At 69.2% G+C, this 17,796-nt stretch carries 14 protein-coding genes and 1 pseudogene; 8 read left to right on the top strand and 7 right to left on the bottom strand.

Going from position 1 to position 17,796, the window contains the following annotated elements:
- Positions 1-81 precede the first annotated feature (81 nt).
- Complete coding sequence (locus MVA01S_RS05585) at positions 82-1,905, bottom strand: Hsp70 family protein (RefSeq protein ID WP_060941551.1); 1,824 nt, start codon at positions 1,903-1,905, stop codon at positions 82-84.
- Positions 1,906-1,976: 71 nt separating this feature from the next.
- Here MVA01S_RS05585 and MVA01S_RS05580 point away from each other — a divergent pair, with 71 nt between their 5' ends.
- Positions 1,977-2,435: a nuclear transport factor 2 family protein gene (locus MVA01S_RS05580; RefSeq protein ID WP_040543141.1), complete on the top strand. Its 459-nt coding sequence runs from the start codon at positions 1,977-1,979 to the stop codon at positions 2,433-2,435.
- Here the strand turns inward: MVA01S_RS05580 and MVA01S_RS05575 are convergent, their stop codons facing one another.
- Complete coding sequence (locus MVA01S_RS05575; RefSeq protein ID WP_003933714.1) at positions 2,436-3,134, bottom strand: L,D-transpeptidase family protein; 699 nt, start codon at positions 3,132-3,134, stop codon at positions 2,436-2,438. It lies immediately after the preceding gene.
- A 68-nt stretch (positions 3,135-3,202) separates the two neighbouring features.
- On the opposite strand from MVA01S_RS05575, the gene MVA01S_RS05570 reads away from it, so the two are divergent.
- The gene (locus tag MVA01S_RS05570; protein ID WP_003933715.1) at positions 3,203-4,696 is read left to right on the top strand and encodes a bifunctional phosphatase PAP2/diacylglycerol kinase family protein; all 1,494 of its coding nucleotides are present in this window, start codon (positions 3,203-3,205) and stop codon (positions 4,694-4,696) included.
- Here MVA01S_RS05570 and MVA01S_RS05565 read toward each other — a convergent pair.
- Entirely contained in the window at positions 4,650-5,312 is a 663-nt protein-coding gene (locus MVA01S_RS05565; RefSeq protein WP_003933716.1) for a phosphatase PAP2 family protein, read from the bottom strand. The genes MVA01S_RS05570 and MVA01S_RS05565 overlap by 47 nt on opposite strands.
- Positions 5,313-5,354: 42 nt before the next feature.
- On the opposite strand from MVA01S_RS05565, the gene MVA01S_RS05560 reads away from it, so the two are divergent.
- Positions 5,355-5,837: a hypothetical protein gene (locus tag MVA01S_RS05560; protein ID WP_003933717.1), complete on the top strand. Its 483-nt coding sequence runs from the start codon at positions 5,355-5,357 to the stop codon at positions 5,835-5,837.
- Positions 5,838-5,840: 3 nt separating this feature from the next.
- On the opposite strand, the gene MVA01S_RS05555 is transcribed toward MVA01S_RS05560, so the two are convergent.
- On the bottom strand, positions 5,841-8,357 hold the full coding sequence (locus MVA01S_RS05555; RefSeq protein ID WP_003933718.1) for an excinuclease ABC subunit UvrA: 2,517 nt from the start codon (positions 8,355-8,357) through the stop codon (positions 5,841-5,843).
- 380 nt (positions 8,358-8,737) lie between these two features.
- Here MVA01S_RS05555 and MVA01S_RS05550 point away from each other — a divergent pair, with 380 nt between their 5' ends.
- Positions 8,738-9,526 (top strand): bestrophin-like domain, encoded by a 789-nt coding sequence (locus tag MVA01S_RS05550; RefSeq protein ID WP_003933719.1) that lies wholly within the window; start codon positions 8,738-8,740, stop codon positions 9,524-9,526.
- A gap of 226 nt (positions 9,527-9,752) precedes the next feature.
- On the opposite strand, the pseudogene MVA01S_RS05545 reads toward MVA01S_RS05550, so the two are convergent.
- A pseudogene (locus MVA01S_RS05545) lies at positions 9,753-10,912 on the bottom strand (IS3 family transposase).
- Between the two features lie 301 nt (positions 10,913-11,213).
- On the opposite strand from MVA01S_RS05545, the gene MVA01S_RS05535 reads away from it, so the two are divergent.
- Together MVA01S_RS05535 and stf0 are read left to right on the top strand one after the other, a co-directional pair.
- A complete protein-coding gene (locus MVA01S_RS05535) occupies positions 11,214-12,587 on the top strand; it encodes a sulfatase family protein (RefSeq protein WP_003933723.1) in 1,374 nt (457 codons plus the stop codon).
- A 66-nt stretch (positions 12,588-12,653) separates the two neighbouring features.
- Positions 12,654-13,457, top strand: coding sequence for a trehalose 2-sulfotransferase (gene stf0, locus MVA01S_RS05530; RefSeq protein ID WP_003933724.1), 804 nt, complete (start codon positions 12,654-12,656; stop codon positions 13,455-13,457).
- A gap of 9 nt (positions 13,458-13,466) precedes the next feature.
- Here stf0 and MVA01S_RS05525 read toward each other — a convergent pair whose 3' ends face one another.
- Complete coding sequence (locus MVA01S_RS05525; RefSeq protein WP_003933725.1) at positions 13,467-14,729, bottom strand: amidase family protein; 1,263 nt, start codon at positions 14,727-14,729, stop codon at positions 13,467-13,469.
- A gap of 70 nt (positions 14,730-14,799) precedes the next feature.
- Positions 14,800-15,564: a trans-aconitate 2-methyltransferase gene (locus tag MVA01S_RS05520; protein WP_003933726.1), complete on the bottom strand. Its 765-nt coding sequence runs from the start codon at positions 15,562-15,564 to the stop codon at positions 14,800-14,802.
- A 45-nt stretch (positions 15,565-15,609) separates the two neighbouring features.
- Between MVA01S_RS05520 and MVA01S_RS05515 the strand changes: the two genes are divergently transcribed.
- Both MVA01S_RS05515 and MVA01S_RS05510 read left to right on the top strand, forming a co-directional pair.
- The gene (locus tag MVA01S_RS05515) at positions 15,610-16,524 is read left to right on the top strand and encodes an amidohydrolase family protein (protein WP_003933727.1); all 915 of its coding nucleotides are present in this window, start codon (positions 15,610-15,612) and stop codon (positions 16,522-16,524) included.
- Positions 16,521-17,714: an alpha/beta hydrolase family protein gene (locus tag MVA01S_RS05510; protein WP_003933728.1), complete on the top strand. Its 1,194-nt coding sequence runs from the start codon at positions 16,521-16,523 to the stop codon at positions 17,712-17,714. The genes MVA01S_RS05515 and MVA01S_RS05510 overlap by 4 nt, the downstream gene beginning before the upstream one ends.
- The last annotated feature ends 82 nt before the right edge of the window (positions 17,715-17,796 follow it).

Raw genomic sequence — 17,796 nt, 5'->3', positions numbered from 1 at the left:
GCGCGGGGTGCCCGGAGAGGAATCGGGGAAATCCCTAGTTTCTTTCCCTGGCAAGAACCAAGATCAGGCCGAAACCGCCGGTCAGGCGCCGTCCGGGTCCAGAATCTGGTCGGGGAGGCCGAATGGCAGCTCCAAATAGGTGGTGATGACCGGCGGCGCGACCGTGGCCGGCGGCTCGACCGGTTCCGGTTCCGGCGGCGGTGGCGGCGCCTGCGTGGTCGTCGGTGGCGGCGCCTGGGTGGTCGTCGGCCGCGTGGTGGTGGGCTGCGTGGTCGTCGGTTGGGTCGTCGTCGGTGGGGTCGTGGTCGGCTGCGTCGTGGTGGTCGTCGGGGTCGTGGTGGTCGTCGTCGTGGTCGTCGTCGTGGTGGTCGTGGTCGTGGTGGTCGTCGTGGTGGTCGGTGTGGTGGTGGTCGGGACGGGGGCCGGCGGGGTCGTCACGACCGGCGGGGCGACCGGGGCGGGCGGTTCGGCCGTCGGCGGGGGCTGCACGGGTTGTTGGGTGACCGTCTGCACGGGCGGTGGCTCCGGAGAGGGCACCAGCGCGCTGCTCAACGGCACGTTGCCCGGCGTGGGCCGGTTCGGCTCCGGACTGTCGAGACTGGTCAGCGCGATCGCCGCGCCGCCGACCGCCAACAGCGCGACCGCGGCGACCAGACCGGTCAGCGACAGCGGCAGCCGCGATCCTGGGCCGGCGACGGCGTCCCGGTCGTCCGGTGCGATGACCTCGGTCTCATACTCCCCGGACAGCGCGTACGGGTTGGGCCGCTCCTCGGGGATCTCCCCGGTGAACGGGACGATGTCGTCGTCACGCAGGTCGTCCTGCGACCACGCCAGCGCGTAGGTGCTGTCCGCTTCGACGGTGGCCACCGTCATGGTCTCGGCGCTGCGGCCGTACGCGGCGACCAGCGCGGCCCCCGCGGCCGCATCCAGCGCGGGCCGCGGCGTCGTCACCACCGGCACCCGGAAACGCTGCGAAACCTGTTGCGCGACAAGCGGAATAGCCGATCCCCCGCCAACGAGCGCGACCGAGGAGACGGTGCCGATGCTGTTTCGTGCCAGCGCCTGCTCCAGCGCGACGAAGACGCCGTCGAGCGGGCGGGCGATGAGCTCCTCGAGCTCGCCCCGGGTCAGCCGGACGTCGCCACGGTAGCCGGGCAGGTCCACGGGCAGGTCGGTCGCGGTCTGCAGCGACAGGCGCTCCTTGGCGGCGCGGCACTGCTCACGCAGCGCGGCCAGCGATCCCACCGCCGCCGTCTGATCGGGATCGAGCCCGCCCGTGCCCTCCCCCAAGCCGGCCAGCACATGGCTGAGCACCGCCTGGTCGATCTGGTCGCCGGCGAACTCCGCGAACCGCTGGGTGTCGCCGATCGGGGTGAACGCCGACGCGGCGTCGGCCAGCGTGATGCTGGTGCCGCCCCCGCCGAGGTCGAGCAGCGCCACCACGCCGCGCCGGTCCAGCCCCGGGTCCGCGTTCAGCGCGGTCAGCGCTGCGTCGGCGTCCGGGATCAGCCGCGGGAGGGTGCCCCCGGGGGTGAGGACGGCGCTGGCCTGCAGTGCCCCGGCGAGCGCCGCCGTCGCGCGGGCGGACCAGTACGACGGCACGGAGATCGCCACGTCGGACGGCGCGTCCGGGGCGGCCAGACCGGCCATCGACTCCAGCGCCTCGACGACCAGCTGCTCAGCGGGATAGGACGAACCGTCGGCGGCGACCAGCGGCACCGGATCCCCGACGCGTTCGACGAACTCGGACAGCACCAGCCCGCCGGGGCGTCCAGTCGCCGCGCCGACCTCGGGGGCGGTGTGGCCGTACAGGGTCAGCACCGAACGCCGGATCACCGGCTGCCGACCGACTGTTGCCGCCGCGAGGTTGGTGGTTCCGATGGACAACCCCAACGCTTCGCTCATGATTGAGGCCACCCTAAACGATTTCGCGACCGCAGCCACGGACGAACCGGCGTATGTGCTGCAATGGCGCCATGAGTGACATCGACGACATCAAGCAGGTCAAGTATCGCTACCTCCGGGCCCTGGACACCAAGAACTGGGACGAGTTCGCCGACACTCTCACCGAGGACGTCGTCGGCCGGTACGGCGAGTCGATCGGCGAGGAGCACCACTTCACCGACCGCGACGAGCTGGTGAACTTCATGCGCAACTCGCTGGGACCGGAGATCCTCACCGAGCACCGGGTCAACCACCCCGAGATCACCGTCGAGGGCGACGAGGCCAAGGCCACCTGGTATCTGCAGGACCGGGTGATCGCACCCGACTTCAACTTCATGCTGATCGGCGCCGGCTTCTACCACGACCGGTACCGCCGCACCCCGGACGGCTGGCGGATCTGCGAGACCGGATACGACCGCACCTACGACGCGTCGATGAGCCTGGAGGCGTTGAACTTCAAGGTCAAGGCCGGTCGGGCGATAAACATCTGATCACTCGGTGATCGCGATCATCGCGCCGGGCCGCAGCCAGCGCATGATCGTCACCAAGGTCGCGTCGTCGATCGCCACACAGCCCGCGGTCGCGCCGCCCGTGGCGCTGTGCACGAAGAACGCGCTGCCCTTACCGGGGACGCGTTCCTTGTTGACCCCCATCACCACGGCGTGCGCGTACTGCGGGATGTCGAGGTTCTCGGTTCCGGTGCCCGAGGTCGCGAAGGGGCAGTTCTGCCGGTCGCAGACCTGCATGGTGTTGTAGGTGGGGCTCGCGACGTCTCCGTCCCACCAGTGGTTCGGGCCGACCTGGACGTATTTCAGGCCACTGCCCGGATCCGGCTGGGTGCCGAACGCGAAGTCGAGGGAGTAGATCCCCTTCGGCGTCATCTTCGATCCCTCGAAGTGGTTCGGCGACATGCCCTTTGACCCGATCTTGGCCGGAACGCCGACGCCACCGGCCACCGGCTGCCAGCCGGCCGCGGTGCGCTGCCACACGTCAAGCTTGGCGTCCGATCCGCCGGCCCCGGTGACCGCAAGCACCTGGGTGGCACCGCCGACCGAGTTCGCGAACCACGGCGCGAAGTCGGCCCCGGCCGGTGCGGCGACCAGCAGGCCGGCCAGATTCACCACGCCCAGCGCAATGACCAGACGACGCAGCACCTTTCGGATCAGCTCGGGTCGCGACGCGGTCGGCATGCCCCAACTGTGCCATTCGAACGCACCGGCAACGGGCTACAACACGTAGCGGCACGTAGGTTGGCGTCATGGACTTTCTGCCCATTCGGCGGCGCGGCCGCGGAATCCGCCAGATCGGAGCCGGTCTCGGCACTCTGGACCGCGAGGTGTTCGAGGCGGTGGCGGGCTCCCCCAGTCCGCTGATCGACGCGGTGATGCCACCGCTGACCAGGGCCGCCGACCACTCCAAGCTGTGGTTCGCGATCGCGGCCGGGCTGACGGCGTTCGGCAATTCCGCGGCGCGGCGCGGCGCGACCCGCGGGGTGGTGAGCCTGGCGGTGACCAGCCTGCTGACCAATCAGCTCGCCAAGCGGGTGTGGAAGCGGGAACGCCCCAACCGGATCCTCGTCCCGCTGGCGCGCCAGACGCGTCGGCAACCGACGTCGAACTCTCTGCCGTCGGGACACTCGGCCAGTGCCGCGGCGTTCGCGGTCGGTGTCGGGCTGGAGAACGCCGCGCTGGGCCTGCCGTTGTCGTTACTGGCGGGGCTGGTCGGGATGTCGCGGGTGGCCACCGGCGCGCACTACCCGGGCGACGTGCTGGCCGGGTTCGGTCTGGGCGCGGGCATCGCGGTGCTCGGTGCGCGCGTGGTCCCGCCGGCCGTCGAGACCCGGCTGCCCACCGCAGCGCCGTTGCGGGTGGACACCCCGCCCCGCCCCGAGGGGAAGGGTTTGGTGCTGGTCATCAACCCGGCCTCGGGCAGCGGGACCGGCGACCGGGTGCTGCACGAGGTCAAGGCCGCCCTTCCGCAGGCCGAGATCGTCGAGCTCGGCGAGGGCGACGACTTCGACGAGGCGATCCGGGCGGCCGCGCAGCGGGCGGAGGTGCTCGGGATCGGCGGCGGCGACGGCACGGTCGCCGTGGCGGCGGGCGTCGCGATCGAGGCGGGCATCCCGCTGGCGGTCTTCCCGGCGGGCACGTTCAACCACTTCGCCAGGGACATCGGCTGCGACACCGCGGCCAGGACCGTCGAAGCGGTCCGGCGCGGCTGGGTGTCGTGTGTCGACATGGTCTGCCTCAACGAGAAGCAGATGGTGATCAACACCGCGAGCATCGGCGCCTATCCGAGGTTCGTCGAGACGCGGGAGAAACTCGAGCACAAGATCGGCAAGCCGCTGGCCGGTGTCTATGCCATGTTCCACACGCTGCGCCGCTCCCTGCCGGTCCGGATCTGCTACGACAACCACACCCTGCAGACGTCGCTGTTCTTCCTGGGCAACTCGACCTATCTGCCGTCGGGCTTCGCGCCCGCACGCCGCACCCGGATGGACGACGGGCTACTCGACGTCCGGATCCTGGAAACCGGCCGGCGGTTGAGTCGACTGCGCATCCTGACCGCGTTGATGCTGGGCCGGCTGGAGCGCAGTCCGCTGTATCACGAGATGCGGGTGCCGGAGTTCTCGTTCGAATCGGTGGACGGGCCGACGGTGCTGGCGCTGGACGGCGAGGTCGGCACCGAGGTGACCAAGGCCAGTTTCAGCGTGCGGTATCGAGCTCTTCCGGTGTTCCGGCCGCTGCCCTGACCGGCTTCACCAGCAGCAGGCATCCGACGAAGTACGCATAGCCCAGGGCCCAACCCGCGACGACGTCCGAGGGATGGTGCACGTTGAGCACCACCCGGCCGGCGCCGATGGTCAGGATCAGCAGCACACCGAGCGCGATCAGCGCGGTGCGCCACCGTGGACGGACCACCGGCAGCGCGACGGTGAGCAGGGCCGCCACCGAGACCATCACGCCGAGGGCGTGGCCGGACGGGAACGCCGACGACAACGCCGACACCATCGCGGTGTCAGGACGGGGCCGGTCGGCGATGTGCTTGGCCGCCTCGGTGAGCGGACCGCTGAGTTCCACGGTGAGCAGCAGGAACACCGCGAGCCGGAATCTGCGCCGGCTCAGCGCGATCACGATGACGACCAGCACCGCCAGCCGGAACGCGCCGGGCCCCAGCACGGTGCAGAACACGTCCCAGCCGGTCACCCAGCCGGGACGGTCGGCGCCGAACCGGTAGGCCGCATCGAGCGCGGCCGTGTCGATACCGACCAGCCACGGCCACCCCTGGACGTAGCCCAGCCACATCAGCAGGTACACCGCGAATGCCACCACGGCGCTGCCGACCAGCCATCCGGTGCGCAACCTCACCTGACAAGCTGTACCACCGGTCGGCTGAGCTACCGTTCGGTGATGGCCGTATTTCTGCGGAAGCTATTCCGAATCGGCAAGCTGCCCAGCGCGTTGCGCGCGGAGGTCGAGGCCGAGGGCGTGCTGTTCATGTCCGAGTACGTGGCGGTCACCCGGCGTTTCCGGGGGGCGGTGCCCGGGCTGCGGTCCAGTGGCAGCATCGCCAGCTATGTCGGTTCGCTGGTGATCACCAACGAGCGGGTGCTGGCGACGCTGTCGTCGGTGCCCAAGCTGGCCGGCAGGACGATCGACGTGCGCTGGGACGCGCCCCAATCGGGCGCGGTCAAGGCCGAGCTGTCCGAGACCGGGCTGATGCTCGACGTCGACGTGGCCGCCGTGGACCCGCGCTGCTCCGGAGAGCTGACCCTGCACTACAAGGAACACATCCCGGCCGACGTGCTGGCCCGGCTGCCCCGGACCACGCTGGCCTACGACGTACCATCGGAATTCGTGTTCCGCACCGTCGGGGTCCCGTATCACCCCTGACGGTCACACCGGGCTCAGCTGCGCAGCGAGGTAGGGCGCGGTCCGGCTCGCCGGGTCGGCGGCGACCTGACGCGGTGTGCCTGCCGCGACGACCGCACCGCCGTCCTCACCGCCGCCGGGCCCGAGGTCGATGACGTGGTCGGCGCCGGCCACCACCGACATGTCGTGTTCGGCCACCACCACGGTGTTCCCGGCGTCGACGAGGCGGTGCAGCTGACGTTCCAGCAGCTCGACGTCGGCTGGGTGCAGCCCGGTGGTGGGCTCGTCGAGCACGTAGAGGGTGTGGCCGCGCTTGGCGCGCTGCAACTCCGTGGCCAGCTTGATGCGTTGCGCCTCACCCCCGGACAGTTCCGTCGCCGGTTGCCCGAGCCGCAGGTAGCCCAAGCCCACGTCGCGCAGTGTGGCCAGGCTCCTGGCCGCGCCGGCCAGGTCGGTCAGGAACTCCGCCGCGTCGTCGACGGTCATCGCGAGGACGTCGGCGATGGTGCGGTCGCGGTAGGTGACCTCGAGGGTCTCCGCGGAGTAGCGCGCACCGCCGCACGCCGGGCACGTCGCGTAGGTGCCCGGCAGGAACAACAGCTCGACCGCGACGAACCCCTCGCCCTGGCAGGTGGCGCAGCGGCCCTCGGCGACGTTGAACGAGAACCGGCCTGCGCTCCAGCCGCGCCTGCGGGCCTCAGCGGTGTCGGCGAACGCCTTGCGGACCGCGTCGAACAGCCCGGTGTAGGTGGCCAGGTTGGAGCGCGGGGTGCGCCCGATGGGCCGCTGGTCCACGGTGACCAGGCGGTCGACCAGGTCGGCGCCGTCGACGGTCACCCCGATACTGGCGTCGGCGTCGATGTCGAGGAGTTCGGCATCCCCGTCGGCGGTCTCGTCCGCCGGTTCGGCGGATCTGCCCAGCTGCCGGGCCATCACGTCGCCGAGCACCTTGCACACCAGCGTCGACTTGCCCGATCCCGACACCCCGGTCACGGCGACGAACGTGCCCAGCGGGATGTCGACGTCGACGTCGCGCAGGTTGTGGAATGAAACGCCGCGCAGCGCGAGGGTGCCCGCCGGGGTGCGGGTGGGCCGCGGGGCCGGCGGTGTGTCGGAGAACAGGAACCGCCGGGTGACCGAGGTTTCGACGTCGGCGAGCCCGGCCACCGGTCCGCTGTAGAGCACGTCGCCGCCGAGTTCGCCTGCGCCGGGGCCGACGTCGACGATCCAGTCGGCGCGGCGCACCACGTCCATGTCGTGTTCGACCACGAACAGCGAATTGCCGGCGCGCCGAAGCCGATCGAGCACCTCGAGCAGCGGTTCGGCGTCGGCGGGATGCAGGCCTGCCGACGGCTCGTCGAGCACGTAGAGGACGCCGAACAGCCCGGCGCGCAGCTGGGTGGCCAGCCGCAGCCGCTGCAGCTCGCCCGGTGACACCGTGGGCGTGCGCCGGTGCAGGCTCAGGTAGCCCAGCCCCAGATCCACCAGCACCGCGATCCGGGCCACCAGATCGGCGGCGATCATGGTGGCGACCTCGGTGAACTCACCCGATTCGGTGGATTCGTAGGCGGCCGCGAATTCCGTCCTGGCAGCCGCCGGGGCGAGCACGTCGGCGAGCGCCGTCAGAGGCAGGCCGACCAGCTCGGCGATGGTGCGGCCGGCGAAGGTCACCGCGAGCGCTTCGGGGCGCAACCCGGAACCGTCGCAGACCGGGCAGTCGACGCTGTGCACGTATTGCAGCACCCGGCGGCGCATCGTCGCGCTCTGCGAATTGGCCAGCGTGTGGCGCACGTGCCGCTCGGCGCTGGAGAAGGTGCCGTTGTAGTAGTAGTCCGCGGTCACCGGGTGGCGGCTCGGATCGATCTCGACGGTGGGCTGCTCGTCGGTGAACAGGATCCAATCCCGTTGCCGTTTGGGCAGTTTGCGCCACGGCTTGTCGATGTCGTAGCCCAGTGTGATGAGGATGTCGCGCAGGTTCTGTCCCTGCCAGGCGCCCGGCCAGGCCGCCACCGCCCCTTCGCGGATGGTCAGTGTCGGATCGGGAACCAGGGTCTGCTCGGTCACCTCGTGGATCCGGCCGAGGCCATGGCATTGCGGGCACGCGCCGGTTGTCGTGTTCGGCGAGAACGCATCGGAGTCCAGTCGCTCCGTCGCTCCGGGCGGGTAGGTGCCGGCGCGGGAGAACAGCATCCGCAGCAGGTTCGACAGCGTGGTGACGGTGCCGACGGTGGACCGCGACGTCGCGGTGCCGCGGCGCTGCTGCAGCGCCACCGCCGGCGGCAGACCGGTGATGTCGTCGACCTTGGGAGCGTCCTGGGGCAGCAGCAGCCGCCGAGCGTAGGGCGCGACCGATTCGAAGTAGCGGCGCTGCGCCTCGGCGTAGACGGTGCCGAACGCCAGCGACGACTTGCCGGAGCCGGACACCCCGGTGAACACCACGAATGCGTCGCGCGGGGCGGCGACGTCGACGGACCTCAGGTTGTGCACGCGGGAGGCATAGACCCTGACGTACGGGTCGGGTTCGTCGCTCACCCGCACCATTGTCTACGACCGGCGCCGACCTCGTTCTGCCTGCGCTGATCGGCGATGCGCTGCGCCCGGGCCGCGGCGCGGGTCCGCTTCCGTCGCGGCATGCCCAGACCCGCGGAGTGCTCCCCCTTCGTCGGGACCTCCGGCCGGGCGGCGACCGGAGCCGTCGGGCGATTTCCTGGGATACGGGTTGGCCCAGTCGTCCCGGACAGTGGGCGGGGCAAGCCAGGCAAAGCCTCTGATGGTCCGCGCGGAAAGTTCTTGTCCTGTTATCGCGGGCTACCTGTGGAGACGGTCGGCTGATAACGTCGCTGCCGCCACACAACCCGAACGGGCAGCATGACCACTCGGCCACGGCGGTCACGCCGGACCGGCCAGCTAGGAGGCGGGTAATGGGCGAGTTCGGGGCGCTAGGATTCTGGCTGTTACTGGCGGCGATCGTCGCCGTGTCGATCACGCTTGCAGTGGGCATGATAAAGCTGGCTGATCGCACTCTCTCTGATTCGGTGGGCCAGAACCAAAACTCGGCGCTGGCGCCGTTCTTGACCTGTGTCGCACTGGTTTTCGGCGCTTTGCTCGGCTTCACCGTCGTGGTCGCCTGGGAACAGTTCTCCTCCGCTGAGGCGCATGTCACCCACGAGGCATCAACGCTGACCACGATGTATCGACAGACCGTCGCCATGCCCGCCCCGGAACAGGCACAGCTGCGCCGATTGCTGCGCCAGTACGCGGATGCGGTGAAGGGTCCGGAATGGGACAGGCAAGAAGATGGCGGCACAAGCAACACCGCACGAGCCGCGATCACGCAGATGTATCGCGTTCTGGGTAACCAGCAGCCGGACGACACATCGAGCCAGATCAAGGGCGAATTTGTGGGTCAGTTGACGGTCCTGGTGTCCGACCGCAATCAGCGATTCTTGGACACCCGCCCCCGAATACCAGGGGTGTTGTGGTCCGCTCTGCTCTTCGGTGCCGTCGTGGTCGTGGGAATCTGCGGTTTCATGCGCCTGGACAGCAGACATGGTCACGTCATTCTCTCCAGCGCGGTCGCTGTACTGCTCGGCTTGCTGCTATTCCTCGTCTTCTGGCTCGACCATCCGTTCGGGACGCAGCGAGGTATAACGTCCCAACCGTTCGAACAGGCCCTGACTGTTTTCGACGCGGTCGACCAGGGGACGTAATTCCACCCGCCACCACTGCGGGCTTGGTTGGTGGGGGTCCGCCAGTGCCCACAGGGAGCCATCGGTGAGGGCGTCACCTGGATCGAACGCACCCACCACCGGCGCCGACGGCAGACCGGTCTCGGGTTGACCCCGATCGAATACGAAGCAATCGTGACCACACCGGCCAATCAGACCGCGTGACCGAAACTGACCTGCCCTACCTGTTGGGTTCCAGTTGTGGTGGCTAACTGACGGCGGTGAGGGTGTCGTTGGTGAAGGATAGTTCGTACTCGATCGGGGTGCGGTAGTTCAGCGCCGAATGGCGGCGTTGGCGGTTGTGGAAGATCTCGATGTAGTCGAAAATCGCGTTGGCCAACTCGACGCGGGTCTTCCACTTCTGGCGGTCAAGCAGTTCGATCTGCATCGAGGACCAGAAGCTCTCCATCATCGCGTTGTCCAGGCCGTCACCGATCGACCCGAACGACGGCAGCAGTCCGGATGATCTGATCTTCTCTCCGAAAACCCATGAGGTGAACTGAGTTCCGTGATCAGCGTGAACGATGCCGCCGGAAGTGGGCCGGCGGTTGCGGATGGCCATATCTAACGCGTTGACCACCAATGTGGCGTCTGCCTTCGAATCCATCGACCAGCCCACGATCCTGCGGCTGAACGCGTCCAGGACCGCGCAGCAGTACAGCCACCCTTCACGGGTGCGGTGTTGGGTGATATCGGTTACCCACAACTCATTTGGGGCCAAGCGGTGGAACTTGCGGTTGACCAGATCATCAGCTGTGGCCACCCCACGTAGCCGTTTGACCCGTACCGGTCCGGGCAGGCCGTAGATGCCGGCCAGGGTCATCAGGACCGAGACGGTGCGCGGACAGACGGTGATTCCCATGCCCAGAGTGAGTTCAGCGTGGACGCGGCGATATCCATAGGTACCGCGCGAGGCGACATGGATCTCGCGGATCAGTCCGGTCAACCATTGACGACGCAGCTGGGTGGCGGTGACGGGCTTTCGCTTGTGTTTGTAGTAGTTCTGGCGGGCGACGCCAAGGACTTTGCAGCAGCGATCCACGGGGGCTCCGGCGTCGACGAGTCGGTCGATCACCGGGTACATCCTTTTGGGCGGGGTTTGTCCTCCCCGAGGAACGTCGCGGCCTGGCGCACCATGGCCAGCTCGGTTTCCAGCTCTCGGATTCGTCGCCGCGCCGCGCGCAGCTCGGTTGATTCACTTGACGGCACGCCAGGTCGTTCGCCGCGGTCGATGTCATCCTGTTTGACCCACTTGGACAGGGTGACGGGATGGATTCCGAGATCGTATGCAGTCTGCTTTTGGGGTTTACCGGCTCGGACCAGCGCGATCGCGCGGGCACGGAACTCGGCCGGATACGGGCGTGGCATGACGGTCAGCCTTTCGTACAGGCTGTCACTTAGTAACCGAATCTGGAACCCAAACGGTAGGTCAGGTCAAACTGTCACCTGATCGTGCAGCAGACCCGTGCGTAAAAGCCGCGGGGAACCAATTGCCCCCGGCCGAGTGGCTGTTCATTCGCGATGCGCGGTCACTTTTGCGTGCAGGTCGGAGTCGGCGGGCTGTCCTCGATTCCGGAACCGCCGCAGAGCTGGCCGACGGCGGCGAAGTCTCCGGCTGTGGATAGATTCGGAACTGGGGATAAACCGGATTCGACGGGAAGGGACCGCTGTGACCGCACCGCACCGGGACAACGTGCTGCTCGTGCACTGGCACGATCTCGGCCGCCACCTCGGGGCCTACGGGCACCCCGACGTCGCCAGCCCGCGGCTCGACCGGCTGGCCGACGAGGGCATCCTCTTCACCGCCGCGCACGCGACCGCCCCGCTGTGCAGCCCATCGCGCGGCTCGCTGTTCACCGGCCGGTATCCGCAGTCCAACGGCCTGGTGGGCCTGGCCCACCACGGGTGGGAGTACCGCCCCGGGGTGCGCACGCTGCCGCATCTGCTCGGCGAGAACGGTTGGCACACCGCCCTGTTCGGGATGCAGCACGAGACCTCGTTCCCGGACCGGCTCGGCTTCGACGAATTCGACGTGTCCAACTCCTACTGCGAGTACGTCGTCGGACAGGCCACCCGCTGGCTCACGGCCCCGCCGGACAAGCCGTTCCTGCTCACCGCCGGGTTCTTCGAGACGCACCGGCCCTACCCGCGCCACCGTTACCAGCCCGCAGACCCGCACGCCGTCGCGCTGCCCGACTATCTGCCCGACACCGAGGATGTGCGTCAGGACCTCGCGGACTTCTACGGGTCGATCACCGTCGCCGACGCCGCCGTCGGCGAACTGCTGGACACCTTGGAGGCGACCGGGCTGGACCGCACCACCTGGGTGGTGTTCGTGACCGACCACGGTCCGGCGCTGCCGCGCGCGAAGTCGACGCTGTACGACGCGGGCACCGGGATCGCGCTGATCGTCCGGCCACCCCGCGATTCCACGGTCGCACCGCGGGTCTACGACGAACTGTTCAGCGGTGTCGACCTGGTCCCGACGCTGCTCGAGTTGCTCGGGCTCGACGTCCCGGCCGAGGTCGAAGGGCTCTCGCACGCACCGCATCTGACGGCCGCAGCAACAGATCCGGTGCGCACCGCGGTTTACACGATGAAGACCTATCACGATTCGTTCGACCCGATCCGCGCCATCCGCACGCGCGAGTACAGCTACATCGAGAACTACGCGCCCCGACCGCTTCTCGACCTGCCGTGGGACATCGCCGACAGCGCGCCGGGCCGCTTGGTCGCGCCGCACGTCCAGACTCCGCGGCCCGACCGTGAGCTCTACGACCTGACGGCCGACCCGACCGAGCAACAGAATTTGCTGGGCCCGGAAGCCACCGACACGGCCGAAGCCATCGGCACCGAATTGGCACTGCTGCTCGACGACTGGCGGCAGAAGACCAACGATGTGATTCCGTCGGACTTCGCGGGCACCCGCATCGCCGATCGCTACACGCAGACCTACGCCCACATCCACGGTCTCCAAATCCCCAGTCGCTCAGCAGATGCCACCGAACGCGGCATCGACCACGACCGCAGCTCGGCGCAATAGTTCTGCTCATCCTGATCGCAATCGACGGCCGTGCCGGGACGGGCGGATGCGGTTAAGCTCACGCGCATGTCAGCCAGCCCGACGGCATATCTGGTACTCGCGTCGCAGCGCAGCGGCAGTACGTTGCTGGTCGAATCGCTGCGGGCGACCGGGGTGGCCGGGGAACCCGGGGAGTTCTTCCAGTATCTGCCGACGACCAGTCAGTCGCCGCAGCCGCGCCAGTGGTTCGAGGGTGTGCAGGACGAGTCGATCCTGCGACTGCTCGACCCGACCGACGAAGGCAAGCCGGACCTGGCACCTCCGGAGATCTGGCGCGACTACATCCGCACTGTCGGGCGCACCCCGAACGGCGTGTGGGGCGGCAAGCTGATGTGGAACCAGACCCCGCTGCTGCTGCAGCGCGCCGAGGGGTTGCCCGACCGGTCCGGCACCGGACTGCTGTCGGCGATCCGCGACGTCGTCGGCAGCGATCCGCTGCTAATCCACGTCTACCGGCCCGATGTGGTGTCCCAGGCGGTTTCGTTCTGGCGGGCGGTGCAGACCCGGGTGTGGCGCGGCCGCCCGGACCCCGGGCGCGACGCCCGCGCCGAATACCACGCCGGCGCGATCGCCCACGTGGTCACGATGCTGCGCGAGCAGGAGGCGGGCTGGCGCGACTGGTTCGCCGAGGAGAACGTCGAGCCGATGGACGTGCCGTATCCGGTGTTGTGGCGCAACCTGACTCAGGTGGTGGCCGAGGTGCTGGAGGGCATCGGCCAGGATCCACGTCTGGCGCCGGCACCGGCGCTCGAGCGTCAGGCCGATCAGCGCTCCGACGAATGGGTCGACCGTTACCGGGCCGACGCGGAGAGGGAGGGCCTGCCCACCTGAGCTCGAGAGTCAGGATCCGTTGACGGGCAGCGCCGCGAGCGCACGGTCCGAGTTACGTGGCCCGACAGCGCAGATGCCGATGGGCGGTCCAGCCACCGGCAACGGGCTGCTGACCGCGGGCCGGCCGGAGATTCCCGCCAGGCATGTCAGCTGGAACGTGCGGGCGCGGATGTCCTCGATCACCTCACCGCCCAGCGCGGCGCTGTCGCGCGGTGGCGCCACCGAAGACGCCGACGGCAGGATCAGCACCGCGTCGCCGAGTGCCGCGTCAATCGTGGCTCGTGCGCTCGCCAGGACCGCGTCGGCACCGGACAGCTCTTCTGCGCTGCGGGCGGCCGCCGCTTCGAAGCGTGACCGCACATCGGGATTCAGCGCGTCCCAGTGCAGGTCGATCCACGCACCGTGCGCCCGCCACGCCTCCCAGCCCTGACGGATCTGGAAGGCCTTGACCCACAGCGGCAGTTGGCCGGCGTCGAACTCGATCCGGTCGATCGGCAGCTCCGCCGGCCAGTCGGCGATCGCAGCGCGCACCGCGGAGGCCACGTCCGGATCCGCCAGCGCGATCAACGAATCGGCGTACACCGCACGCGGGAACGGGACCACCGCAGGGAGATCCGGCTCCAACACGCCGGCCACCTTGACCAGCTCGGCGCGGTCGCGCGTCATCCAACCGACGGTGTCGAACGACGGCGCCAACGGGATCAGCCCGTCCACCGAGATCGCACCGTGCGTGGTGCGGATGCCGTACAAGCCCTGATAGGACGACGGGATCCGGATCGAACCGCCGGTGTCGGTGCCCAGGCCGATCGTCGTCAGTCCGAGTGCGACGGCACTAGCCGAACCTGACGAAGATCCACCCGGGATGCGTTCCGGGGCAGCAGGATTGGGCGGGGTGCCGTAGTGGCCGTTCGTCCCGGCCAGGCTGTAGGCGAACTCGTCGGTGCGACTGATGCCGGCGACCGCCGCGCCGCCCGCCAACAACGCGGCCACCGCGGGCGCGGTCGACGTCTCGACCGGCGCCTGGGCAAGCCACACCTCGTTGCCTGCCCCCACCTTGTGACCCGCGAGAGCATAGAGGTCTTTGATCGCGACGGTATCGCCGGTGAGCGGCCCGGACCCGGTGGGCCCGACCAGGGGTGTGCCGTATTCGCGCCACACGGTGCCGTCGAAACCTGGCGCCGCCCAGGAGGTGGCCGCGCGGGTGAGGGCGAACGCTCCCGCCGTCGCAGTACCTGTGACTGCGAAGAACCGCCGTCGCGTGATCGCTTCCATCGTCCGCCTCTCGGAGTCGGGTTGCCCGTCCGCGACTGTAAGTGGGCTCTATTACCTTGGGGTAAAACGCCTATTCGATCCGGGCGACGACGAAGATCCGGCGGAACGGGAAGAACGTGATGCCATCCGCGCGGGCCGGATACGCCTGCGCCAGCAGCGGGGCGATGGCGTGACGGTACCGATGCCAGCCGTCGTCGGTCAGCCGCTCCCGAACCTGGGTCAGCGCCGTCCCGGTGATCCAGTCCAGTACCGGTGTCTCACCCCGTAATTCGTGCACGTAGGTGCTCTCCCAGGCGTCGACGGTGCAGTCGGCGTCAGTGAGCAGGCCCGCGTACTCGACCGGTGTCCCGACCACGTCCGCGTCCCGCCACGGCATGTCGGCCAGCGCCGCGGCGAACGGTTCCCGGCGGGCCACCTCGCGGATCGCGGCGTGTGACGGAGCGTCGAAGTTGCCCGGCACCTGGAACGCGATCCGCGCCCCCGGTTCCAGCTGCCGCGCCCAGCGCGTCAGCAGGTCCCGATGTCCGGGCACCCACTGCAGCGCCGCGTTCGCGATCACCACGTCGGTGTCGGATTCGGGCACCCAGTCGGCGATGTCGCCGATGCGGGCATCCACTCCCCGACCCCGGGCGGCGTCGACCATCTCCGGTGACGCATCCAAGCCCTGCACGTGTGCGCCCGGCCAGCGCCTGCTCAGCACCTCGGTGAGGTTGCCGGGGCCGCAGCCCAGGTCCACCACCCCGCGCGGCTGCTCCGCCCCGACCCGGGCCAGCAGGTCGAAGAACGGCCGGGCGCGGTGGTCGGCGAAGGCGAGGTACACGTCGGGCTCCCACATACCCGTTCATCTTGCTCCCCCGGAGCGGGTGTCATCATCGAGTCGATGGATGACACCGAATCGGTCCGGCGGATCTGGCAGGCGCTGGCGCTGCCCGGCGTCGTCGACGTGCACACGCACTTCATGCCGAAGAACGTGATGGACAAGGTCTGGCGGTACTTCGACGACGCGGGCCCGTTGATCGGCAGGCCGTGGCCGATCACCTACCGCAGCGACGAGCAGGACCGGTTGCGCACGCTGCGTGCATTCGGGGTGCTGGCCTTCACCTCGCTGGTCTACCCCCACAAACCCGGCATGGCGGCCTGGCTGAACCAGTGGGCGGCCGGGTTCGCCGCCGACACGCCGGACTGCCTGCACACCGCGACGTTCTTCCCCGAACCGGACGCCGCCCGGTATGTCACCGCGGCGCTGGAATCCGGCACCCGGGTGTTCAAGGCCCACATCCAGGTGGGCGGCTACGACCCGACCGATCCGCTGCTCGACGACGTCTGGGGCCTGATCGAGGACGCGGGCACGCCAGTGGTCATCCACTGCGGCTCGGGCCCGACCCCCGGGACCTATACCGGGCCCGCGCCGATCCGGGCCGTGCTGACCGAGCATCCCCGACTGCGTTTGGTGATCGCTCACATGGGCGGGCCGGAGTACAGCGATTTCCTGGATCTCTGCGAGGATTTCGAGCAGCTGCGGCTGGACACCACGATGGCGTTCACCGGGTTCATGGAGGAAGCCATGCCGTTCCCGGCCGACGAGTACGGACGGCTGCGCGACATGGGCCGGCGCATCCTGTTCGGCAGCGATTTCCCGAACATCCCGTACGGCTACGCCCACGCGATGTCGGTGCTCACCGAGCTACCCGGCGTCGACGACACGTGGCTGCGCAACGTGTTCCACGACAACGCGGTTCGCCTGTTCGGGCTACCATCGGGCGGCAGCGCCGGGGAAGGGAGGGCCGCGCCGTGACCGATTCGCACGCCCCCGTCGATCCGCCGATCCCGGTTCCGGACGTCCCGGGCGCCGACGCCACCGCCCGCGGGTTGCCGCGGCGGGTCGACCTGACGTTGCGGCAACGCCTGATCGTCGACACCTCGGCCATTGCGGACCTGGCCCTGCGCACCTCGATCGCCTCGCTGCTCAGCGCCACCATGGTGCCGTCGGTGGCAGGCGCGCTGCGCCGCTCCCAGGCAGACGCCGAGCGTGAGCATCTCCGGTTCTACGCCGAGCTCGCGGCCGAGAAGGATCCGCAAGTGGCGTTCCCGGCGCCGCAGTCGCCACCGCGGGTGTCGTCACGGCCGGCCAGCCCGGTCGCGGAGTGGGTGGCCCGCGGCAACGTCCGCAACCTGCGCTTCCAGAGCAGCTTTCGCGCGGTCAACCCCGCGCTGCGCGATCAGCGCGCCGGGCTGGTGCGCAACAACGTGGTGCACGCCCAGCACTGGCGCCACGACGACGGGCCGCGTCCCACCCTGTGTCTGATCCACGGCTTCATGGGCTCGGCATATCTGTTCAACGGGCTGTTCTTCGCGCTGCCGTGGTTCTACCGCTGCGGCTACGACGTGATGCTGTACACGCTGCCCTTCCACGGCCGTCGGGCCGAGAAGTGCTCACCGTTCAGCGGGCACGGCTACTTCGCCTACGGCATGGCCGGTTTCGCCGAGGCGATGGCGCAGGCGGTGCACGACTTCCGCTCGATCCTGGACTACCTGGAGTACACGGGGGTCGACCGCATCGCGCTGACCGGCATGTCGCTCGGCGGCTACACCTCCGCGCTGATCGCCAGCGTGGACGACCGCATCCAGGCCGTCATCCCGAACGTCCCGGTCGTCACCCCCGACCGCACGGTCGACGAGTGGTTCCCGGCCAACAAGGTGGTGGCACTGCGGGACTGGATCGCGGGCACCGACACCGAGCTCGTCGATGCGGCGACCATGTACTCGTCACCGTTGAACTACCGGCCGCTGGTGCCGAAGGACCGGCGCCTGATCATCGCCGGGCTCGGCGACCGGCTGGCGCCACCCGAGCAGGCCGAGATCCTGTGGCGGCACTGGGACCGCTGTGCGTTCCACTGGTTCCCGGGCAACCACGTGCTCCACGTCAGCCAGCCCGACTATCTGCGCCGGATGACCCGCTTCCTGGGCGGGTTCATGTTCGACTGAGCAGCCGCCGGTCCGAGCCGGGCGCCAGCGCGGCCAACGCGCGGCCGTGCCTGCCGTGTTCGGGGGTCAGCCCGGGCAGCGG

This window comes from Mycolicibacterium vaccae NBRC 14118 = CIP 105934, from assembly GCF_001552715.1.
Classification (GTDB): domain Bacteria; phylum Actinomycetota; class Actinomycetes; order Mycobacteriales; family Mycobacteriaceae; genus Mycobacterium; species Mycobacterium vaccae.
The sequence above is the reverse complement of the archived record's forward strand: the minus strand, read 5'-3'. Positions and strand labels throughout refer to the sequence as shown.